This is a genomic window from Bacillus sp. MUM 116, assembly GCF_001866655.1.
GTDB lineage: Bacteria > Bacillota > Bacilli > Bacillales > Cytobacillaceae > Neobacillus.
In genome coordinates, this window is record NZ_MLYR01000042.1 from 1 (window position 1) to 23,891 (window position 23,891).

The window sequence follows — 23,891 nt, forward strand, 5'->3', positions numbered from 1 at the left end:
AAGTTCATCAACCCGTATAACTAAATGCTTCGTGGGATCTTTTCGTAAGAACATTTGCGAAAATTGCCTAGAAATTTAGTAAATGACCCTTATTAAGGTCCAAAAGCAACAAAGTTTACGAAAAGAGCCTTAGATAAAAATGCGCTCAAACTATGAGCTTGGCGCAAAAAGGATAATTTAATTTATTTTACACAACATGTATGGAGCAATAAAAAGGGTTAGACACTACTGAAGGTAGCAACTAACCCTTTTTTCGTTAAAATATCGACTTTAGCAGTGCCCTCAACTATGAGCGCTTCTTTATTCTACTAAACTGATCAGTTAGCTTAACAAGACAACCTGTGATGTTCACCCTTCAAACATGGTAGAATCCGACTCCCTCCCCTAGATGAAAATTATTCATCTAGGGGTTTTTCATTTTCCCTTACACCAGATACTGGTAAGACTATAGAAAGTTTAGTTGACTTGAGCTTTTGTGGTGGTTCTAACCCTTATAAGAAACTGTATGGAATTTGCCTTGTGTACACCCCTATGTCGACTCTTCCTTTTTTAGAAGATGATCACGTACAGAAAAATGCTGTTTGACCAAGCTTATTCATCTTTCCATAAACATTACTAGATGGAAGTTATATGATTGGACGTTTTAATAACCAATTGTGCTGGAAGGGATGTTCACCCCATGAAGACAACAACTTTGAAGTGGATACGATAATATATTGTTCAAGAGAGTTTTTAGACATCTCCGTGAATAGTATTTTTTGTAGCATAACGTTTCTTCTACCATTTAAAGATTATGCCTGAAATTGGATACCATTTAAAAAGCATTTTGGAAGTCCGAATTATTATCTACTGAATTTCCCTCCCTATTCGTACCGCCTTGCTTCTTTATGGACTACTGGCACACAGGTAAAATTTGCTATACAATTTGAGTATGGAACTAAAACAAAGTGTGGTGAACATTGTGTTTAAACTATTACTAGTTGAGGATGACTCAACGCTTTATCAAGAGATAAAAGAAAGATTAACAGGTTGGTCTTATGAGGTTCATGGGGTTACGGATTTTAGCAATGTGATGCAGGACTTTACAAATGTGAAACCTGATTTAGTGATCATTGATATCCAGCTGCCCAAATTTGATGGGTTTCATTGGTGCCGGATGATCCGATCCCATTCGAATGTGCCGATCCTTTTTCTGTCTTCCCGGGACCACCCTTCCGACATGGTGATGTCCATGCAGCTAGGCGCGGATGACTTTGTCCAAAAGCCGTTTCATTTTGAAGTGTTGATTGCCAAGATACAAGCGATTTTACGTCGCGTCTATAATTATAATACCGAACAAATCGAGTTCAAAACCTGGAATGGCGCTGCTGTGGAATATCAAAAAAATACGGTGACCAATGAGGCAGGCACGATTGAACTTACGAAGAATGAGATATTAATATTAAGAGAATTGATTGGGCAGAAAAATAAAATTGTCACCCGTGAAGCGTTAATCAAAAGCTTATGGGACGATGAGCGCTTTGTCAGTGACAATACCTTAACCGTCAACGTCAACCGCCTTCGGAAAAAACTCGATGAACTTAGTCTCGGGCAATATATTGAAACCAAAGTGGGACAAGGCTACATCGCTGTTGAAGAGGCACAGCCGCTATGATAAAAAAGTATCTCATAGAACGGCGGAGCTGGATTCTCCTGATTTTGTCCTTGGAATTTTTGGTTATTTTGGTTGCGTTTCTTGATACGTCGATCCCATTGCTTCCACTTTTTTATATTGTTTTTATATCATTGATTATTTTTGTGATTTTCTTGTTTATTCGCTATCAGAAGGAAACGGTATTCTATAAAGCCTTAGAGGAAAGAGAAAACAATCTGGATCCAAAGAGCGTACCCAGTGCCTATCGTCCTTTTGAAGGGATCGTTGAAAACAGCCTTACGAAACAAATTGATTTTTTAACACAGGAAGCGGCTGCTAATTGGACGACATTGGAACAGGAAAAAGACCAAATGTTATCTTGGATACATGAAGTAAAGACACCGTTAACGGCGATGCAGCTGATCATCGACCGCATGGAGGATGAAAAACTGAAATTGGATTTACGGTATGAATGGCTGCGCATTCACCTTCAGCTGGATCAGCAACTCCACCAAAAGCGGATCCCCTTTATGGAAAATGATTTGTATATTGAAAACACGAACCTAAAACCATTAATTTTTAACGAAATCAGAACCTTGCAATCATGGTGCATGCAAAAGGGAATTGGTTTTGAACTGGAGCTGGAAGAAGAGGAAGTCCTGACGGATGCCAAATGGCTGGCGTTCATACTCCGACAGCTGTTAACGAATGCAGTGAAATATAGCGAAGCATCTGACATCCATTTAAATAGTTATGTCCAAGACGGGCAAACCTGTTTAAAAATCACTGATTTTGGACGAGGTATCGCTCCAAATGACGTGCCCCGCATTTTTGATAAAGGCTTTACCTCTACAGCCAACCATCAGGACAGTGCGGCAACCGGCATGGGATTATACCTTGCCCAAAAAGCTGCCCGGCCATTGGTGATCAAGATTAACGTTCACTCTGTGCTTGGAATTGGAACGACATTTACCTTAACCTTTCCGCAAAAAAATGAGTTTGTTCGTATTACCGGCGTGTGACAAAAATGTCATATGCTTTTGTTGTTTTGTTCGTCCAATCGAAGGAACGGCAGTCCTAAGCTTACTATAATGAAGCTATCAGATAAAGGAGTGTGTCGTTATGCAAATTCTTGAAGCGACTAATATTCAAAAAAATTACGGTAACAAGTTTAATAAACAGGAAGTATTAACTGGATTGGATTTAAAAATTGTAAAAGGTGAATTCGTGAGTATCATGGGTGCATCGGGTTCCGGTAAGACAACCCTGCTTAATGTCCTTTCCTCTATTGACAGGGTGAGTAGCGGGAAGATTAAGATACAGGGAAAAGAAATCACCCGGATGAAGGAAAAACAGCTTGCAGAGTTTCGCAAGCACCATTTAGGCTTTATTTTTCAGGAATACAACTTGCTGGATACACTGACGGTGAAAGAAAATATTTTATTGCCTTTGTCCATTACCAATGCCTCCAAACAAGAGGCAGACCGAAAGTTCAACGAAGTGGCGTCACAACTGGGGATTACCGAGATCGGCAATAAATATCCTAATGAAATATCAGGCGGCCAGAAGCAGCGCACCTCGGCAGCACGGGCATTTATTCATAACCCTAGCATTATTTTTGCCGATGAACCAACAGGGGCACTCGATTCCAAGTCAGCCTCCGATTTATTAAATAAACTGAACCAGTTAAACAGCAGCAGTGGAGCCACGATTGTGATGGTAACTCACGATCCGGTTGCTGCCAGCTATAGCAGCCGAGTCATTTTTATTAAGGATGGTCAAATTTACACCCAACTGAACAAGGGCGATCAATCACGCCAGGCTTTTTTTAAAGACATCATGAAAACACAGGGTGTATTGGGAGGGGTCACCCAAAATGAGCATTAATCATTTGATTATCCGTAATCTGAAAAAGAATCTAAAAAACTACTATCTATATGTTTTTGCCCTAGCCTTTAGTGTTGCCTTGTATTTTGCCTTTGTCACTTTGCAATATGACCCGGCAATGGACGCGACAAAGGGCTCCATTAAAGGCGCAGCCTCCATTCGGGCAGCATCCGCTCTGCTTGTCGGCATTGTGGCTATCTTTCTGCTGTACGCGAATACGATCTTCATTAAGAGGCGCAGCAAGGAAATCGGCCTGTTTCAACTGATTGGGATGACCAAAAGCCGAATATTCCGCATCTTGAGCACTGAGAACTTTTTTCTATATTTTGGCTCCTTGGTGATAGGAATATTCCTTGGCTTTTCATTTTCACGATTTATCATGATGATTCTGCTGAAAGTAACGCAAGTGGATGCGAACGCCGCTTTACGATTTTCACCCCAGGCATTAGTGCAAACTTTGATTGTGTTCGGAACCATTTATCTGTTGATAATGATGATGAATTATATATTTATTAAAAAACAGTCCATTTTGGCTTTATTTAGGATTACCTCTTCGACCGAACAAAAAGTAAAGAAATTATCGATTTGGGAAATCCTGATCGGAATCGCCGGTATGATTCTGATAGCGGTTGGCTATTACGTTTCTTCAAAATTATTTGGCGGCGATTTTACCACTATAAATGAATTATTCATGGCGATGATTGGAATTCTTGGTTCTGTCATCATCGGAACCTATCTGTTTTACAAAGGCTCCGTAAGTTTTATTTTCCATTTGATTCGAAAAAAGAAAGATGGGTATTTAAACATTAACGAGGTCTTATCACTCTCTTCCATTATGTTTCGGATGAAATCAAACGCCTTATTATTAACAATTATCACTACTGTTTCCGCTTTGGCCATTGGACTGTTGTCGTTAAGTTATATTTCTTACTACTCTGCTGAAAAAATGGCTGAAAATAATGTGGCTGCCGATTTTGCCCTCACCAAAACGAAGGATGCCGAACAATTTAAAAAGGCATTAAAAGAAAATCATCTGCCATTTAATGAAAAAAGAGTCGAAGTCATTCAGGTAAATGCTGACTTATCGACCATTATGGAAACTGAATTGCAGGGATTACCCCATAACCCGGGCAGCGTTCCTCTCCCGGTCGTCAGTGACAAGGCTGTAGACATGGATCTATCACCGGAGGAAACGATCTTTACCGGTTATAATGATTTGCTGCAGTCATTTATGTCACTAAAGGATTCAGGGCAAATCAAATTGCATGGACAAAGCGAGAACATTTCTTTACAGTATAAAGGCTTAGAAAAAGAATTTATTGTTTCAAGATATTTTACAGCCGGTGGCTTACCTGTGGCAGTTGTCGACGACTCTGTTTTCAAACAGTTAAAAAATAATCTTGACCCTGCCATCCAAAGGAAATCCTCTTTATTTATTGGGATTACGTTGAAAGATAAGGAACATGTTGCAAAAGCGAATGATCTGTTCAAAGAAATGTTTGGGAATGAGGACAACTCGATAGATTCCCGGTTGGAAATGAGCAACCTTCAGAAACATACCATGGGGCTGATTATGTTCATCGTCAGCTTTTTGGGATTAACATTCCTGATTACCTCTGGCTGTATTTTGTATTTTAAACAAATGGGCGAAGGTGAAGAGGAAATGCCTAGTTACACAATCTTAAGGAAACTCGGGTTTACCCGGGGGGATTTGGTGAAAGGCATTCGAGGGAAACAGCTGTTTAGTTTTGGGATTCCCTTATTAATTGGCTTATCACACAGTTACTTTGCCGTCAAATCCGGCTGGTTCCTCTTTGGGACGGAACTGTGGACACCGATGATTGTAGTCATGCTTGTATATGCCACATTGTACTCTATCTTTGGAATGCTGTCTGTTCAATATTACAAGAAGGTTTTTAAAAAAGCTCTATAACATGAAAGGCTCCAGCATGGTTGTAAATGCTGGAGCCTTTGTTTTATTTTTTTAGTTGTGTACATGGTGCCACTCATTGAATTTAGATCAAGTTTATAAAGGATAAATCTTCATAAACAACTAAAAATGGAATTGATGCCTACGCAAATGCATAATGTGGGAAAAAGAGTGAAAAAAATAAGAGAAAAAATTCAGGCAAAGTGAAATTTAAATGGAAGGATTGAAGTTGTATTGATTTCTCCTCTCAGCTATTTGATAAAATTCACTGAAGAGCTGAATGAATCCTATTTGATATATCCACTGATCGTACGGAGGAAGTTAATGTTTCAGATTTTGTTGAAGCATTTAAACATAAATGGAATTATAAAAAAATGAGAGATAAAAAGATTATAAGCAGAATGAAAAAGATCCTCTCCCAAAACCCTAAAAACAAACCATCAGTATTCCTTGAAGATATAAAACTTGCAAATGAGGAGTTGTTATTTTTTCACCGCCATTATGGTGGCAATCAGCAGTGGTATGATGAAAAAGCAAAGATAGAAAAAGGCTGCGGACCAGTTGTGGCTGCCAATATTTCATACTATCTCGCAAAAAAAGATAAGGGAAAATACGAAAAACTTTTTACTCCTCAAGATTTGTCTCAGCAGGAATTTACCATGCATATGGAATCCCTCTATCATCACATGGAACCTGGGGCGTTTGGGATGACGAGTCTATTTGACTTTTCGTCCAAAATGGAGAGTTACGCTTTATCAAGAAATGTTTCATTAAGCAGAGTGAGCAATAAATCAAAGTTTACATTGGACAATACAACCATGTATATAAAAGAGGGACTGCTTAATAATTGTCCTGTGGCTACATTAAATCTGCTATGGCCGAAAACAGGTTATCCATACGCATGGCACTGGATGACCATTACTGGATATTCTCGAGATACTGTTGATAACAGATGGATTACCGTATCAACATGGGGTGAAAGGCGTATGATTAACTATCGAGCTTATTTTCAAGCTATGTTTTGGTTTGGAGGCGGACTGATGTACTTTAATTAAGGCTATTTTCGCATAAATTGTTGTTTTTCGTATAAGTTCATCAACCCGTATACCTTTAAAATTTTACCGGAACAACTGAGCAGATAAGAATACCTGCTAATAAACAAATGATAAAGTATGAATACTTGATTTTAAAAAACTGCACCTCCAATTGTTAGTTGTGTCTAACAATTGGAGGTGCAGTTCAAGATATTATCACATAAGACATTTTAATTACATAGCTCCATTTTAAACTAAAGGTCTATTTGTCAAAAATTGTTCCTTTTTTAAATACGGATTGTTTAAATCCAAATTTATTCAACAAGTAGTAAGAGGTACCACCTACAACGAATCCAATTGGCCAGCCAAGATCAACTACGATAAATGCACTAGCCGCGCCAATGATCATGGCGGTAACTGCAGCCATATTTAACCCGCTGAACTGACCATTCGGATTGTACAATTCATTAATATCCACCTTTTGCTTGCGCAAAATTAAATAGTCTACAACTAATATAGCCGTGATTGGTGCTAAAAATGCAGAATAAGTTAGGATAAAGATTCTCAGTCCATCTGATGAACCTGGCTGAATTAATTTCCAAGGGAAGGATACCATTGCAAGCAAGCCTGCAATAACTACTGAAACTTTATATTTTACTTTTGTAAACAATTGAATGATATATGCTGCTGGAACAATGTTTGCCACTAAGTTAACACCAACTGCTCCTAGAACGATGAAAACTGAGACGAAGAACGTAATATAATCATTGTTTACAATTTTTGCGAACGCTTGAACAGGGTTCGCAAGGCCTGTTGCAGAAGCAAGCATTACTCCAAGACTCATTACCGTAAGATATGCTACCGTAACCGGAGTAAAATACATGAGAAAACGCTTAGGCGCAGATACTCCTTCTTTCAGTTCACGTGAGTAATCAGATGCACTAAGGAAAAGCGCAGCGTAGTTCCCAAGGAATGCCATTGTGAATGACCAGAATTTGATTCCCCATGTTCCTTTCGCTTCTACCCAGGTTGAATGAATTACTGAAGTATGGTCTTTTAAAACTACTACAAATGCATAAATAAATGCTGACATAAGTATTATTGCAATCAGTGAGTTCATCCACTTAATTGTATGGAAACCTTTTAAAGATAAAATAATTTGGATGAGCACAAGAATTACAAAACTAATAGGTATACTATCAATTTTTCCTCCAGTTGCAATCTTTATGATCTCACTTAATCCAGTTGCTCCAATCCACGACTGAAACCCATACCAAATAATTGCAGGGACACCTCTCAATATTGACGAAATAATTGCACCCTTCATACCAAAAGCCATTCTTAAATGAATTACATAGGGTACTCCCGCACGATAGCCAAAACTATCATTAATTAGAAAAGCACTAGCGATAATAGTAGTTGCAATAAGTAATGAAACTAAAGTTTGCAGCAAATTCATTGTTGCGGTTCCAGCAACAACTAAACCCGTTCCTATAGCCATATTACCTAGACTTACACCATCCCCTGCGAACATAAGCGCAAAACTCAGTGGATTGAGTATTCTTTTTTCAGGTCTATTTGGTCGTAGATTTTCTTCCACACCTGAAAAGTCATATCCTTGTTTTGCTTGACTTCCTTGATTTGGCTGAATTACTGGATTTGTCATTAATAGAGATCCCCCTTTATTTTATAAAGCGACACTAATTTCCAGATTCATTTTGAGAGTTTCATTATCACTTGAATATCCATAATATTGGTTCCGGCTATTCCATCCATAGCAACCTTCAAGGTTTCCGGATCAGTTATAATAACCTTTCTGCCACCATTTTCTAAAAAGCTGAGGCTCGCTTCAATTTTCGGCAGCATACTGCCCTTATATATGAGTAAGAAACGACTCTGCCGCCTGGACAAAGCATTCCATAGGTGCTTTTACAATCCCTGCCCCAACTTGTCCGATACCTGGGTCCTTGTGAGCCATGCCCGTGGTAATCGTAGGCTCAATTCCTGTCTTTAAGACTTTGACAATATCAATTCCAGTCGGTGTACCACGGAAATCCATGGTTGGCATTTTAAAGTTATTGTTCTCTACTGCCGTGATTTCAAACATTTCATTTGTAATGTTGACTCCATCCTGATAAGTTCCGCCAATAAACTGTACAATTGCAGGTGCCGCAGCAAGGGCGAAGCCACCCATGCCATATGTTTCTGTAATGGCACTGTCACCGATATCCGGAGCAGCATCGTCTTCCGTGAATCCAGGGAAGTAAAGGCCTGTTGGAATATTCGCTGGAGCTGTGAACCATTTGTTGCCTGTACCGCTTACCTTGATTCCAAAATCAACACCATTACGAGCCATTACTGTAACGAGCGTACTACCTTCAATACCAGTAGCTGCATCTGCCATTGCTTTACACATAGCCATAACAAGATTAACGTTGAACATGTCGATTTTTTCGATATGCTCAGCAACTGCATATACATCTTCTTTTGGGGCATCCACCATTACTAGGAACTTGGCCAATTCACGCATAAACAAGCTGGTCGATGCCTTATGGCGATTATGATTGTCGTCTCCCATTTGCATAGCTTGGGTTGCAATCGCTTTAATATCAATGCTGCCAGATAATTCAATCGCTTGCTTTAACACTGGATAAAGCGTATTTCTCATCCAATGCAGTCTTTCGATGACCGATTCCCCATAGGCACCAAAACGTAACGCTTTACCAGGTCCCTCATTTACGTTTGAATAAGAATCATTGCCATAAGTCATATTTTTCATAATAAATACTGGCATGTTAGGAGAAATAATCCCGCCCATCGGCGCTACCGACTGATGTTCATGATTGGAATCAAATTCAATTTCACCAGATTCCGCCAAAGCATATGCCTCATCTTCAGTTTTTGCCAATCCTTCATAAAGAATTGCACCGACAATGGCCCCTTTCATTGGTCCGCACATTCTATTCCACTCAATTGGCGGCCCTGCATGAAGAATCATCTTGTCTTGCATTCCAGGAATTACGTCTTTTGCAATTCCCATTCCCATTAAACGCACATCTGAATCTTGAAATACTTTTAATACTTTTTCATTTGCTTCACTTCTTTTGCTCACTGCTTATTCCTCCTCATCCAAAAGCATTAATTGTTCTAATACATTTTTGATTCTCGGATTATCCGTAGTAGGGATCGTCCATCTCATTTGGATTACATCTAAACCTTGTTTTTGCAAATCATCATGAAATTGCTCAAGGCCAATATTAATAATTTGAAGTTTTTGGTTAAAAAGATTATTAATTCCCATATTAGACCTCCTGGTATGCTAGTTTCTCGACTTTCTCGACAATCTTTAATGCTAATTTAGCAGCTGTCTGGTTGCTAGGCATGATCATGACGCCTACGCTTTCCAATTCGCTTACAATGGTTTCATAATCTTGCGGATCCTCTTCCGTGCCACAAATATTTGCAATGACTGAAACATAAGGACCTTGATATTTTTTCAACGTCTCTACAAATATCTTTTGCGGTTCGAGATTTGCCCCATAACCCAAAACTATATCCAGAACGATTACAGCTGTTTCTTCATGTTTAAGTGTGTTTTCAAAAACCTCATGGCGTAATGTTGGATCAATCATTGGATGGGCGCGCCCAACGGTAAACTCATCTTCGCCGAAATCAATGATTGTATGGGTTGTCATGTTCTGAATATTTTTGACTTTATTTTTTTTCGATAAGTTGGATTGGGCGGTTTCAATTTTATCTTCTAAAATGAACAAACACTCATACGCTAACGTACCACCGCAGAATATTCCCCTAATATACGCTTTAGATTTTTGTAATTTTCGAGATTCCTGTTCAGCAATTCGATCGATTGCTTCATCAACCACTAGCGGCTGAATGTCTTCACGATAGCCGGCCAATTGTAGCGCCTTCAACGCTGCGTCCTCTAGCGTAGATACGTAATAAATGTTTCCATCTTCTTTTTGCTCGAACTTTTCACACAAGAAATTGACGATAACAGGCTTCTTGATATTTTCATGAATGTATTGAACAACCTTATCCCGTACCACTTTTGCAGGCGGCTTAGAAATCAATACGATGATTTTTGTTTGATCATCATTAGTAAGCGCTTTCAACCCTTGCAGCACCATCAGCCCTGAAATTTTTTCATTTAAGTCCCTTCCACCTGTGCCGATGATTTGGCTAAGACCTCCACCATTTGCCGAGATTAATGTCATTACTTCTTGAGCACCTGTACCTGATGCCGCCACAATCCCAATATCTCCTTGTTTTACCTTATTGGAAAAAGCAAGCGGTGTATTGTTGATCAGTGCAGTTCCACAATCAGGACCCATAACCAGTAAATCTTTTTTGACGGCATATTCTTTTAATTCAAGTTCCTCATCTAAGGGAACATTGTCACTAAACAGCATAACGTGTAAATTATTTTGTAATGCTTCCATTGCCGCGTCTTTCGCATACTTTCCAGTAACGGAAATAATAGATAAGTTGCTATTCGGTTGCATTTTTAGCGCCGTTTCCAAGCTTCTTGGTCTGTATTGATCATTCGAACTTGAAGAATTTTTTGCATTTAGCAAGGAATCCAATTTTAGTAGTGCTTCCTCAATGGCACTTTCACTTTTCCCCTCAAGGGCAACAATCATGTCAGTTGCGGCCGTCTTTGCTGCATCTTCTGTCATTAATCCGGTTCTCTCCAATGTCTCTTTATTAAGGTCCGTTCCCATTACGACAGCTGCTTCATTTATTCCCTCAAGTGTATTTAACTCGTTGGTCACTAACATCAGTTTTACCGAGTCATAATAAACATTTTTAAAAACAATCGTCTTTTTTGTCATTTTTCCACTCCTATACAACTATGTAGATACCTGTTTAATAATCTTCCAGAAATATATATAAGTTGAGGGCATTTCGCCCCCCATACAGGTCGAATGTGTTTATAATTATTTGTTTACTGTTGCCCTTGAAAACAATTCTCCCCAATCTTTTACTTTGGCAGGATCTACATCTACCATTTTTAAGCATTCCCAAATAAGCACATTAATCGTGTCATACATTGGCAGTTTGTACTTTTCTTCATAATATTCAACCTTAGCTACTGGAGGAAAATTCGTACAAACAACACTTAAAGCATCTGCAGGAAAAACTGTTACTTCCTTAATTTGTTCTTCTATTTTTTCCTGCGGTACCTGACTAAAGGAACGATTGTGTGTTATATTAAGTCCGGAAATATTAACTGTTTCTATTCCACAGTATTTCTTATATTGTTCAGCAATTAATCTATTAATTTCAGGAATATAAGGAGTTACAAGGTGTACTGATTTAATATCATGCTCTTTGAATGCTCTTATTTGAGCTAACATTGAAGTTGTTGCCGGGATTCCTGTTCTTTTCGTAATCTCTTCGCAAAGCTTGCGGTCTACATCAAAACCAATCCATCCTCCGGATGTTCCGTTCCATGCAATAACATCCACTTCTGCATGTGCCAGTAATTCTGCAGCCCGAAGCATTGGTTCCATATTGAATTGACTTAATGAATCCTGCTCAAGAGAAATTTTCGTTACTTCGAAACGGCTATAATGACAAGTTACCTCCGGAACATCATGCAGTATTCTTGAGCAAATCGGCTCCAAAGCTGTATTAGATGATGGTGTGAGCATTCCAATTTTTTTAGGTTCTTTCATTATGAATTCCCTCCTGTATTTTTTATCTATTTACGTTTGACCAATTTTCTTATTTTAAATTTAATAAATATTGAACTTTTAGTTTTCTAAAATAGCTAGTTTTATTAAATCCTGCATTCAAATAATTTTCCTTAAAAATAAGAGCTTTCAATACTGTGAATGAAGTTAAATCAAAGAATTTACCTTCCTAAATATCTAGCCCCTATTGGAGTGATGTTCCCAGTCCAATCGGTATAATAACCTTCCTCATTTAGTTCAGTTAGTACAAAAGGAATCCATTTGCCCCATGTGTTTTTATTTTCACCAAAGATAACTGTATCGACATTATCAACTTCTCCATCCGGCCAGCCGTATGTATACCAGAAAGTAAGATTTTGTGGATCATAAATCTCGGAACTTACTGTCCCGCTTTGAAGTCCGTGATTGGAAATAGACTTTTCGTGTGGTGCTTTTGGATCGGGAGTTCTATCACTGGTTATTTTTTTCATTGTTTCTAAATCAATTTGGAATGAGTTTTCTTTTAAGAGTTTCATAGCTCGATGATAACGGAATTCGGATGAATCAAAATGAATGGAATTTCCTCTTTTGCTATCATCGAGTGGTATCATCGTATCAGTTTCCCACCTATTGGCTCTTGCTGCTATACCATTGTCTTTGATAGTGAATATTTCTGCCACTGTAACAGTCTTATAGCCAACTTCTACAACAGCCATGTTCCCATTAATATCCGCAAAAAGGTAATTACCCTGGGTTCCAATTCCTTTTGGATTCTCTTTAACAAATTTAATTGCTTCATCGACCGTCGAAATATTTGCCCCCATTTTTATAAACCAATCAACAGCATCTAGTTTATAAGGATTTTCCACTTCTTTAGGTACAACCCAAGCTCTAGTCCAGGAAAAACCTGTTTCATTCATCCCCCTATCGGAACCAATATTAACTAGTTCTCCGGAAGTGTCTTTAATAAGACAGGGGGTATGCACAAATTTATATCCTCCTTCTTTTGGAATTGTCACACATACAGGTTTTCTCGGACCTTCGAGGTAAGGGTTATCACTGGTAGATGCCAAAAATACACGCCTGCCAACGGTCGCTGTACCAGTTGCTCCCATGATGGTACAAGCTGCTAAGACCGAATGATCGGAACCAAAAATAAGAAGAATCACACCCACTATTACTAGGTTTAATATTATTTTCACTTTTCTCCTCCTTTAATTCGAATATAAATTGAATATTGAATTAATTGAATTATAATTGTAATTAGATTATTACGGAAATACTGATTTTTTATGTGTCCTATAAGTCTATGCTTATAGTTATAAGAAAGAGGGAATGCTATGGATATTGAGCAAATGTATCGTATTTTTTTAACCCTGGCTAAGGATAAGAATTTTTCTAGAGTAGCAGAAAAATTACATATTTCCCAGCCTGCTGTCAGTCAACATATTAAAAACCTGGAAAAGTTGTACAACGTTCCTTTATTTATTCGCTCGAAGAATGTATTATTGACACCTGCAGGCGAAACATTAGTAACCTATGCAGAGAAAATTCTCTTTTTATATGACCAATCATTTATAGCAACTCAAGAACAAAAGACTAGTAATAATCCAATAAAAGTGGGTACAAGTTTAACCATCGGTACCTATTTTCTCCCAAGAATAATATCTCTGTGTAAGAGAAATATGGTAGAAAATATTATTCATGTGAAGGTTGGAAAAACGAAAGAAGTTATTCGAAAACTTTTAAATGATGAAATTGATGTGGCACTTATAGTTGAGGAAATACAAATGAATTCGCTGATAGCGGAACCATTCGCGGAAGACGAGATTGTTCTAATCATCTCACCAAATCACCCATGGGCCAAAAAACATGAATTAGGAATCAAAGAGCTGCTGGAAGCAAATTTCATTATTATGGAAAACGGTTCTCATAAGCTTGCCGAAGAAACATTAAAGCGGATGGGAGTTGAATTTTCTCCATCGAATTCGATGGAAATTGGAGATACAGAGGCACTAAAAAGTTCGGTAGAAAATGGGTTAGGAGTAGGTATTGTATTCTACTCGGCAGTACAACAGGAGATCCAAAAGGGTACCTTAAAGGTCTTAAGAATTAGCGGACAAAAAATGACTCAAAAATTTTACTGGGTGACAAAAACTAACTTATACTCAAATAAAAATGTCGATATGCTAAAAGAAATTATTTTCTCTAAGGAATTACAATCCCTATTTTAAATTTTCTGTTAGTATTGATTTATTAGACCATAGGTGCCTGATACTTTTAATGGGAGATAAGTGCTTGTTTCCATAATTACATATTTTTCATGAGCCTTAAAGCATTTGATGATAGGCTTCAATTTATTTTGATTAATGAAAACATTAAAGAAAGCATGAAAATTCCCCTCCATACTTGACAAAAGGCATTCCGAATTAGCCCATTCGGAGGCATTTTGTCATTTTTTATGCAATTTCTGAACTATTCCAAGTCCAATTGGCCATTTTCTTTAAACTCATTGCAGCAAAACTAAGCATCACCTGCATGGACAATTTTTTAAGGCCCCTTAAGGGTGTCCAATGCATACCATGCTTTTCCTTTGCATCCGTAAATACACGTTCAATCGTTTCTTTGATACGTGAATAAATCTTTATAATCTCTTCTGTATGGCAAAGGTCTGACTCAGGTGTTTCTCCTTTTGAACTGTCGATTAGACTAATTCAAGACGTTATAACGAAGGCATTCTAATCAATAGAATGCCTCTGATCAAATACATATGAATAATTATTGGTATATCGCAAACTTTGCTTTGGCTTCAATACGTCTTCGATGAAGAATTGGTTCAGTATAGCCATTTGGCTGGTCATAACCTTCGAAAATCAAGTCGCAAGCAGCTTGGAAGGCCACTGAGTCGTCAAAATTGGGAGCCATAGATCGATAATAAGAATCTCCCAGATTTTGCTGGTCTACTACTTTTGCCATGCGCTGCAATGTATCAAGGACTTGCTCTTTTGTGCAAATACCATGGTGAAGCCAGTTAGTCAAATGCTGGCTTGAAATTCTTAATGTTGCACGATCTTCCATTAATCCCACATTATTGATATCTAATACTTTTGAACAACCGACTCCTTGCTCAACCCATCGGACAACATAGCCGAGAAGAGTTTGGCAATTGTTATCGAGTTCTTCCTGAATTTCTTCAGCAGCCCAGTTAGGGTTTATAACAACTGGCATTTCTAAAATATCTTCCAGTAAGTCTGCTGACTGATTTAGTTTTTCATTCTGCACTGCTTTTACATCTATTTCATGGTAGTGTAAAGCATGCAATGTTGCAGCTGTTGGAGATGGTACCCAAGCAGTATTTGCTCCGGTTTTTACTTGACCGATCTTTTGCTTAAGCATCTCGGACATTAAATCTGGCATTGCCCACATTCCTTTACCGATCTGGGCACGGTCCTTGAAGCCGCATGAGAGTCCTGCAATTACATTTGATTGTTCATACCCCTGCAGCCATTTGGATGATTTCATATCTTTCTTACGAATCATTGGGCCAGCTTCCATAGAGGTATGAATTTCATCTCCTGTACGGTCGAGAAAGCCGGTATTTATAAATACAACCCGGTCTTTCACTTGTTTAATACATGCCTTCATATTCAATGTCGTTCTTCGTTCTTCATCCATTACACCTATTTTAAGAGTGTTTCGTTTAAGCCCAAGTAAATCTTCAACCCTACTAAAAAGCTGATTAGCAAATGAGACCTCTTCTGACCCATGCATTTTCGGCTTTACAATATAGATAGATCCCTTTGCCGTGTTTTGGTATTGGCCATTTCCAAGCAGCGTATGTTTCGCGACAAGGCTCGTGATGACAGCATCCATTATCCCTTCTTGTATCTCTTCCCCGTTTTGATCGAGGATTGCACTATTTGTCATCAAATGTCCTACATTACGGACAAATAAAAGGGAACGGCCTTTTAACGTAATTTCTTTTCCCTCGGGTGATACGTAACAGCGATCTGAATTAAGCATCCTTGTCATGACTTTATCGCCTTTTTTGAAAGTTGATGATAAGTTTCCTTTCATAAGGCCCAACCAGTTTCGATAGACTAGCACCTTGTCCTCAGCATCTACCGCAGCAACAGAGTCTTCGCAATCGATAATCGTTGTAACAGCTGCTTCTAAGAGGACATCTTTAACAAAAGCCTTATCCGTTTTGCCGATCGGATGATTACGGTCGATTTGTATTTCAAAATGAAGTCCGTTATTTTTCAGCAAGATAGCAGATGGGTTTTCCTGCTCACCCTGGTAGCCGACAAATTTTGCTTCATTCTTTAAACCAGTCTTGATACCATTGCTTAAAGAAACGTTAAGTTTACCATCTCCCACCGTATAGCGATCTACGTCCTTGTGAGAGAAATCATTTAAGGGTGCCGCTTGGTCTAAAAAATTTCTGGCAAACTCGATTACTTTTTTGCCGCGGACAGGGTTATACCCACCTTGACGCCCGGCTCCATCCTCCTCACTGATTGCATCTGTACCGTATAAAGCATCATAAAGGCTTCCCCAACGAGCATTGGCTGCATTAATTGCATAACGCGCATTATTTACCGGTACAACTAATTGCGGGCCAGCCTGCAGGGTGATTTCATCATCCACTCCAGCTGTACCAATCTCAAAATTTTCTACTTCCGGTTCAAGATAACCAATTTCTTTCAAAAATGACTTATATGTATCGAGGTCAAAGTTTCCTTTGCTCTCGCGATACCATGCATTAAGTTTGCTTTGAATAACTTCACGTGTCTTTAATAACTTTTTGTTTAGAGGTGTTAAATCATGGATTAACCCTTCAAAACCAGACCAAAATTGCTCTGTATCCAATCCGCTCTCTGGAAGGACTTCTGAATTAATAAATTCATAGAGTTCTTGAGCTACTTGAAGTTTTCCTTTATTAATGTAATTCATCATGATACGATTCCCCCCAAATTAATTGAAATACAATTTGTGTTTCCGCTTCGTCGTTTGTTATTACGCGACGACGTTTCATTATTTGTTTAAAACAGCATAGCACGATTATCTATTTTATTTCAATATTATTCAAAATATTTACTTCAAAATTTTAAATTTTTAAATAAATATTTTAATTATAATTAACTTTTATGCAAATCTCAGACAAAAGGTAACCAAACTCTATTGAACGATATAGGGGAATAAATATTACAATCTTCTTAATTGTTCATCACCTACAGCACAAATCTTTCGTGTCTATTTACCGTGGATTTTGGGCAGTTCAGTTCCAAAAAAACACGTATTGAAATGGTAGAAAGATATTCCTTCTGACCAGTCCGTAGTACCGAAGCACGAAGCACCTTTTTGTATGGGACTAAGATAAAAGATTCCTAGTTTTTAAAAACAATAATCCTTATCGTAAATAAATGAGAGAAGGTTTTCAGGTTAAAATAGAAAATAACTTATTAAATAGGAGTGTATTTCACTACTTTTATTATTTTGAAGAGTTTGAACGAGGAACTAACCGGGGAGAGTAAACCAAAAAGGGTAACAATTAATCCACTTCAACGTTTCTAAGAGAAATCATAACTGTAGTTGTTCCAGTAATGCTACTCATCATCCATCAAAATCTACTAAAAAATTGCACAGATTTAATAAAAATAAATTATCCTTGGACATACTAACGCCAATCTTTGTTAATATTGTGGTGTCCGTATGTCCAAGGTTTCGAAAAAATATACTCAATGTCTGCTTATAAATTAGCGTGAAGTAGGTTTTCCTAGACTTCTATACCAGTGAATAGACTTTTTTATAAAAAAATAGGTTGTTTATCTTCTACTGATAATAGATTCTTTTTGATTTCTTCTACATTTACATGTTTTTGTGAAACGCCTGTTTCCATCGCTGCGTTGGCAACAGCTGCCGCTACATGTGCCGCTACTCTTCGGTCGAATGGATCTGGAATAACATAATCAACATGAAGCTCCTCAGCTGAAATCAATTCCGCAATGGCATAAACAGCTGCCAGCTTCATTTCTTCATTGATTTCTCTTGCACAAACATCTAATGCACCACGGAAAATTCCTGGGAACGCCAATACGTTGTTGACCTGATTCGGGAAATCAGAACGACCTGTTCCAATGACTAGCGCTCCGGCTTCTTTTGCATCTTCCGGCATGATTTCCGGAACCGGATTGGCCATAGCATAAATTATCGGATGATGGTTCATGGAACGAATCATTTCTTTCGTTACAGCACCTGCGGCCGATACACCAACAAAGACATCCGCGCCCTCAAGAGCATCAGCCAGTGTCCCATGCTTTTGTCCTTTATTGGTGATGCGAGCCATTTCCTCTTTGAACGGATTCATCCCGAAAGGGCGTCCTTCATAGATGATCCCTTTTGTATCACATAAAATGATATCATTTACTCCCATATGAAGTAAGAGCTTTACAATCGCTACACCTGCTGCTCCAGCGCCGTTGGCAACGACACGAATATCCTCGATTTTTTTGTCAGCCAATTTAAGAGCGTTGATTAACCCTGCAGCCGTTACGATGGCTGTTCCATGCTGGTCATCATGGAAAATAGGAATATCACACACTTTTCGTAAGCGTTCTTCAATTTCAAAGCATTGCGGTGCCGCGATATCTTCTAAGTTAACTCCACCAAAAGTCGGTTCCAATAATTTGACGACCTCCACGATTTTATCCGGATCCGTTGTATCCAGGCAAATCGGAAATGCATCGACACCGGCAAATGATTTGAATAATAATGCTTTTCCTTCCATAACAGGCATAGCAGCTTTCGGGCCAATATTTCCTAGACCAAGTACGGCAGTTCCGTCCGAGATAACAGCAACGAGATTCCCCTTCATAGTGTAATCATACACTTTGCTTTCATCCTTATAAATGTCCAGGCAAGGCTCCGCAACACCTGGAGAGTAGGCAAGACTTAAATCATTTGCATCCTGCACAGGAATTTTTGAATGAACCCCCAGTTTTCCTTGATACTTTTTGTGTATCTTTAATGCTTCTTCACGTAACGTTGACATACAATCCCTCTTTCCATTGCTTAATATTTGCACTATTCATTGTTGCTTATTACAAAACGACGTTTCTATAATTTCTTAAAAAAAAGCAACGATTTACTTATTACTTTTTTCCATAAAGTAAATGTTGCCTATTGTGAAACAAAGTTCCACAATTGTTTTGTTTACGGAAATCTTACCATTCTATCTAATCACTTTCAAGGTGTTTTTAGAAAATTTCTTCAATTTACAATTCTAATTTTCCTCAAATCGTTCCACTCACTTCATAAATATCACTTCTAACTGATTCATCGGTTTGTTCCCTTCTAAATATATTTGTTAATTTTCCGAGCTTTTCAATTTCAACTGTTACTTCATCACCATCTTTTAGCCAAACCCTTTTGTCCTCAGAATACCCCAAAATTACACCTTCCGGAGTTCCGGTTAAAATGATATCACCTGGTTGAAGAGTTAAATGGTTTGAAACATAACTTACTAGTTCTTCACAACTAAATATCATATCTGAAGTATTTGAATCTTGGCGTATTTCTCCATTAACGGATAAGGTAATCTTTAAGTTATTGGGATTTTCGACTTCCTCTTTGCTAACTAAATTTGGACCAATCGGACAAAATCCATCACATGTTTTCCCTAGCACCCACTGTGAAGATTTATTTTGTAAATCACGGGCAGATACATCATTCGCAGAGCAATAACCATAAACGACAGATAGTGCATTTTCTACTTTTACATTTTTCGCCTTTTGGCCGATAACAATAGCTAATTCTGCTTCATAATCAACTTGTGAAGATGTGATGGGTATGAAAATATCTTTTCCATGTGCATTAATCGTGTTATTAAATTTACTAAATAAAATTGGAGTTGCAGGGAAAGGCATATTACACTCGATTGCATGCTTTTTGTAATTTAATCCGATGCAGATTATTTTCTGGGGCTTAGGTACACATGGTCCGTAGGTAAGTAAATCTTCCTTGTGAAATAAGTCATCATCCATTAGGGAATATTCAATCAGCCTTTGAAGCCCTTGTTTTGCACTTTCTCCTAGAGTAACTAATTCAAATACTGTTTTAGGTATATTATTTATATCGGGAAACTTGGCATATGCAGCTTCAATATCTAACACTCCCCTATTTGTTTTAACTCCTAAAACTAGCCGATTATTTTTATAAAAAGTAACCGTGATCATTTTCAAATCCTCCTAAATAATTTAATGAAAGTTTACTGGAGATAACTGTTATGTATACAGGTTAAAAAATACAACATGTATGTTATAATGAATGGTATCTGCACATTGAAAATTGCATACATAAAGGGTTGGGACAGCAAACCTTCTGTCCCGTAAAATGTATGGAGTCGGTAAAGATTACGTAATCAACCATGCAGATACCTGTATTATGTCAAGAATAAAAATGTCGTGAGCAGTACAACCCCCCACAGGTTGAATGCTCTGTTTTTGACTTAATTATTTACCGTTACCTTGGAAAATACTTTTCCCCATCCTTTAAGTATAGTAGGATCTATATCTACCATTTTTAAACATTCCCACATAAGTACATTAATAGTGTCATACATTGGTATGTTGTACTTTTCTTCATAATATTCAACTTTTGAAACAGCAGGGAAATTAGTACAAACAACACTTAAAGCATCTGCCGGAGAAACAGTTACTTCCTTAATTTGATCTTCAATTCTTTCCTGGGATACTAAGCTAAATGACCGATTGTGAGTGATATCAAGTCCAGAAATATTAACCGTTTCGATACCGCATTGTTCCTTATATTGTTTTGCAATTAATTTATTAATTTCAGGAATATAAGGAGTTACAAGATGCACAGATTTAATATCGTGCTCTTTGAATGCTCTAATCTGAGACAGCATCGAAGTTGTTGCTGGAATTCCTGTTCTTTCCGTAATCGCTTCGCAAAGCTTGCGGTCCACATCGAAGCCAATCCAGCCGCCGGAAGTTCCGTTCCAGGCAATAACATCCACTTCGGCATGTGCCAATAATTCAGCAGCCCGAAGCATTGGTTCCATATTAAATTGGCTTAAGGAATCCTGCTCAAGAGAGATTTTTGTAACTTCGAATCGGCTATAATGGCAAGTTACTCCCGGTACATCATGCAGCATCCTTGAGCAAATCGGCTCCAATGCAGTATTTGATGAAGGTGTTAACATCCCAATTTTTTTAGGTTCTTTCAAAATAAATCCCCCTTATTAATATTAATTTGATACACCAATTTTCTTGTTGTAGTTAATTAAGCTTGAAACAGTTGCCAAAAGAAGTCCTGCACAAACGAATACCATTAGTGCGATAAAGTAAGAGCCAGTTGTAGATACAATTAGTCCGATGTAGATTGGAGTGATTACTCCTGCAATATTGCCGGCAAGGTTCATACATCCGCCGATGGTTCCAACGTGTTCGCGCTGAGAAATCGCAGCTGGTACTGCCCAGTACAATCCGCCCCAGCGAAGGAAGAACAACGCTATTGAAAGTGTTGTAATTGCCATTGTAAGAGATGTAGATCTGCTTAGCATAAAGATAGCTCCTGCAGTCATGATACCAGCGATTGACAACATCGTTCTCATTACGGTATTGAAATTGCCGCCTTTGTCACGCCATTTGTCAGTGATTAATCCGCCGATAATTTCGCCGACAAACCCACATCCAAAAATAACTAAGGTAGAGAAACCAATCGATTTAATATCAAGATGTTGTGTTTGCGCAAGATAAGAAGGACCCCAAGTTAGTAATCCGTAGAAAACTGTATTAAAGGAAAACCAGCCGAGACACATGCACCAGAAATTGCGTGCTGATAAATAATCTTTAGCGCCAATTTTGATACCGGTTGCATTTTTATTGTGTTCTTCATATTCTTCTGCAAGAGCTTTGCGGATATATTCACGTTCAGCAGCATTAACCTTAGAGTTTGAAGCTGGTCCACCTTTAATGACTCTCCAAACAAGCCAAGCAACAACAATCGTAAGGACACCTGCACCAATCAATGCTCCACGCCAGCCGCCAAACCAAGCCATAAAAGCAACGATAATCGGTCCGCCTACAGCTGTTCCAAGTGGTGCACCAGAGTCGATGATCGTAGCCCCGCGGCCTCTTTCCTTAGAGCTTAACCAAATGGTTTGAAGTTTCGAAGAACCCGGCATCACAGGTGCTTCAGTGATTCCCAGCAATACACGCAAGAACATAAGTGATTTTACACCAGTGATGAAACCTGTCAACGTCTGAACAATCCCCCAACCCAACGCAGCGCCAAAAACTACCTTGTCTGGACGGACTCTGTCGGCAATCCAGCCGGATGGGATTTGCATTGCAGCATAGCCCCAGAAGAATGCACTAAGGATTGTACCTACAACAGCCGCGTCCAACCCCAAATCCTTTTGAATAGCAGGCATTGCAATAGACAAAACAGCACGGTCAACATAGTTAATAGTTACGAGCATAAGCAGCATAAAGAATACTCGCCAACGGATATTGGTTGGTTTTGCCGCTAAATCAATACGCGGTTCTTGCACATTTAAATTTACGTTACCTCTTGCCATAAAAATCCCCCTTTTTAAGATAAAGATGTACGATGTGTTTTACTCCAAAGATTAGGTAATGTTTAGGAATCACCCCCTTCAATAACTAGGAAAAACACCTGGGGACTTTACAAGAGGTTTTCATTTAGCAAGTAACGTTTAATTAAACTATGTAAACACCCTTACAATGGCATCGCTTACAAAACGATTAGCAATTTGTACTTTGGTATGGTCAAGTCAGATTTCTCCATATCCTGAACCATATGTCGTCTGTCGACACTTTATTTATCCACCTCCAATATTTATCAATATGTAAACAACAAAGAAAAACAGGGCCTATTCCGTTTTTCCAAGTTTTAGCTGACTATTAAAAATCTCCTTTAAATGCAGCAAATCAGTTTCAAGATGTTTTTTCATTTTTAACGAAGCATTTTCTTCATTTCTTCGTTTAATTTGATCAAGGATTTCTTGATGTTCGTTAAAAACAATCCACTCTCTATTATCACCCTGAAAATTTAATACTCGATAATATTGACTTAGAGATTTTAAATCCCTTAGTTGTTTCTGTAACCTTCTATTTTGACTATATTTTGTTATCAGATCATGAAAACGGCCATTTTCCTCAATTAGCACATCCCTATTTCGTTCACCTTCAGCATTAAGGTTCTGCTTTACATTTAGAACGGTATTTTCAATATCTTTTATTTCCTGGTTTGTTGCGTACCTTGTTGTCAATCTAGTGGCTAATGACTCAAGTGCCATACGGCATTCATATATATCGGCAATATCCTTTAATGTTGGTTTATAAACGGCTATTCTTGATTTTTCATCAATAACCAATAATCCTTCTTTTTCCAATGCACGGACCGCTTCCCTTACCGGGCTGCGGCTAATATGTAATTCTTTTGCTATTCTAGATTCAAAAATACTATCACCAGGCTTTAAAACTCCTTTCACAATTTTTTCTTTAATCGAATTATAGACCTGATCATAATATCTCACTGGTTTTTCTATAGAGAAAGAATTCATCGTGTTCTCCTATCTTGTCGTTAATAGACACATTGATCAGGCTTTAATATTTTTAAAACCAGAGACGTTTTTTGTTGCTTAATAAGAAACATCGTTT

At 38.1% G+C, this 23,891-nt stretch carries 18 protein-coding genes and 1 pseudogene; 6 read left to right on the forward strand and 13 right to left on the reverse strand.

What is annotated here, in order from left to right; translation table 11 throughout:
• Positions 1-961: 961 nt before the first annotated feature.
• The 5 genes from BIV60_RS11500 (at position 962) to BIV60_RS11520 (ending at position 6,505) form a co-directional block, all read left to right on the forward strand.
• Entirely contained in the window at positions 962-1,654 is a 693-nt protein-coding gene (locus BIV60_RS11500; RefSeq protein ID WP_071355885.1) for a response regulator transcription factor, read from the forward strand.
• Complete coding sequence (locus BIV60_RS11505) at positions 1,651-2,655, forward strand: sensor histidine kinase (RefSeq protein WP_071355886.1); 1,005 nt, start codon at positions 1,651-1,653, stop codon at positions 2,653-2,655. Before BIV60_RS11500 ends, BIV60_RS11505 begins: the two co-directional genes overlap by 4 nt.
• Before the next feature lie 100 nt (positions 2,656-2,755).
• Entirely contained in the window at positions 2,756-3,520 is a 765-nt protein-coding gene (locus BIV60_RS11510) for an ABC transporter ATP-binding protein (protein ID WP_071355887.1), read from the forward strand.
• A complete protein-coding gene (locus BIV60_RS11515) occupies positions 3,510-5,453 on the forward strand; it encodes an FtsX-like permease family protein (protein ID WP_071355888.1) in 1,944 nt (647 codons plus the stop codon). The genes BIV60_RS11510 and BIV60_RS11515 overlap by 11 nt, the downstream gene beginning before the upstream one ends.
• 371 nt (positions 5,454-5,824) lie before the next feature.
• Positions 5,825-6,505 (forward strand): hypothetical protein, encoded by a 681-nt coding sequence (locus BIV60_RS11520; RefSeq protein ID WP_071355889.1) that lies wholly within the window; start codon positions 5,825-5,827, stop codon positions 6,503-6,505.
• A 241-nt stretch (positions 6,506-6,746) separates the two neighbouring features.
• Here the strand turns inward: BIV60_RS11520 and BIV60_RS11525 are convergent, their stop codons facing one another.
• From BIV60_RS11525 to BIV60_RS11550, 6 genes are all read right to left on the reverse strand, one after another.
• Positions 6,747-8,150, reverse strand: a complete 1,404-nt coding sequence (locus tag BIV60_RS11525) for an NCS1 family transporter (RefSeq protein ID WP_071355890.1) — start codon at positions 8,148-8,150, stop codon at positions 6,747-6,749.
• A gap of 207 nt (positions 8,151-8,357) precedes the next feature.
• Complete coding sequence (locus tag BIV60_RS11530; RefSeq protein WP_071355891.1) at positions 8,358-9,596, reverse strand: YlbE family protein; 1,239 nt, start codon at positions 9,594-9,596, stop codon at positions 8,358-8,360.
• A 3-nt stretch (positions 9,597-9,599) separates the two neighbouring features.
• Positions 9,600-9,785, reverse strand: a complete 186-nt coding sequence (locus tag BIV60_RS30410) for a hypothetical protein (protein WP_071355892.1) — start codon at positions 9,783-9,785, stop codon at positions 9,600-9,602.
• Position 9,786: 1 nt separating this feature from the next.
• Positions 9,787-11,337, reverse strand: coding sequence for an acyl-CoA synthetase FdrA (gene fdrA / locus BIV60_RS11540; protein WP_071355893.1), 1,551 nt, complete (start codon positions 11,335-11,337; stop codon positions 9,787-9,789).
• A 105-nt stretch (positions 11,338-11,442) separates the two neighbouring features.
• Positions 11,443-12,183 (reverse strand): maleate cis-trans isomerase family protein, encoded by a 741-nt coding sequence (locus tag BIV60_RS11545; protein ID WP_071355894.1) that lies wholly within the window; start codon positions 12,181-12,183, stop codon positions 11,443-11,445.
• 179 nt (positions 12,184-12,362) lie between these two features.
• A complete protein-coding gene (locus BIV60_RS11550; RefSeq protein WP_071355895.1) occupies positions 12,363-13,382 on the reverse strand; it encodes a carcinine hydrolase/isopenicillin-N N-acyltransferase family protein in 1,020 nt (339 codons plus the stop codon).
• A gap of 138 nt (positions 13,383-13,520) precedes the next feature.
• Between BIV60_RS11550 and BIV60_RS11555 the strand changes: the two genes are divergently transcribed.
• The gene (locus BIV60_RS11555) at positions 13,521-14,414 is read left to right on the forward strand and encodes a LysR substrate-binding domain-containing protein (protein ID WP_071355896.1); all 894 of its coding nucleotides are present in this window, start codon (positions 13,521-13,523) and stop codon (positions 14,412-14,414) included.
• Positions 14,415-14,639: 225 nt separating this feature from the next.
• On the opposite strand, the pseudogene BIV60_RS28405 reads toward BIV60_RS11555, so the two are convergent.
• The 7 genes and pseudogenes from BIV60_RS28405 to BIV60_RS11585 all read right to left on the reverse strand — a co-directional run.
• Positions 14,640-14,849 (reverse strand): annotated as a pseudogene (locus BIV60_RS28405) (transposase); the annotation flags it as partial.
• A gap of 109 nt (positions 14,850-14,958) precedes the next feature.
• Positions 14,959-17,139, reverse strand: a complete 2,181-nt coding sequence (locus tag BIV60_RS11560) for a malate synthase G (protein ID WP_071355897.1) — start codon at positions 17,137-17,139, stop codon at positions 14,959-14,961.
• An 850-nt stretch (positions 17,140-17,989) separates the two neighbouring features.
• A complete protein-coding gene (gene ystJ, locus BIV60_RS11565) occupies positions 17,990-19,234 on the reverse strand; it encodes an NADP-dependent malic enzyme (RefSeq protein WP_071355898.1) in 1,245 nt (414 codons plus the stop codon).
• Positions 19,235-19,475: 241 nt separating this feature from the next.
• The gene (locus BIV60_RS11570) at positions 19,476-20,417 is read right to left on the reverse strand and encodes a fumarylacetoacetate hydrolase family protein (RefSeq protein ID WP_071355899.1); all 942 of its coding nucleotides are present in this window, start codon (positions 20,415-20,417) and stop codon (positions 19,476-19,478) included.
• A 272-nt stretch (positions 20,418-20,689) separates the two neighbouring features.
• Positions 20,690-21,430, reverse strand: a complete 741-nt coding sequence (locus BIV60_RS11575; RefSeq protein ID WP_218145939.1) for a maleate cis-trans isomerase family protein — start codon at positions 21,428-21,430, stop codon at positions 20,690-20,692.
• A 21-nt stretch (positions 21,431-21,451) separates the two neighbouring features.
• Positions 21,452-22,786, reverse strand: coding sequence for an MFS transporter (locus BIV60_RS11580; protein ID WP_071355900.1), 1,335 nt, complete (start codon positions 22,784-22,786; stop codon positions 21,452-21,454).
• Between the two features lie 315 nt (positions 22,787-23,101).
• Positions 23,102-23,794 (reverse strand): GntR family transcriptional regulator, encoded by a 693-nt coding sequence (locus BIV60_RS11585; RefSeq protein ID WP_071355901.1) that lies wholly within the window; start codon positions 23,792-23,794, stop codon positions 23,102-23,104.
• Between the last annotated feature and the right edge of the window lie 97 nt (positions 23,795-23,891).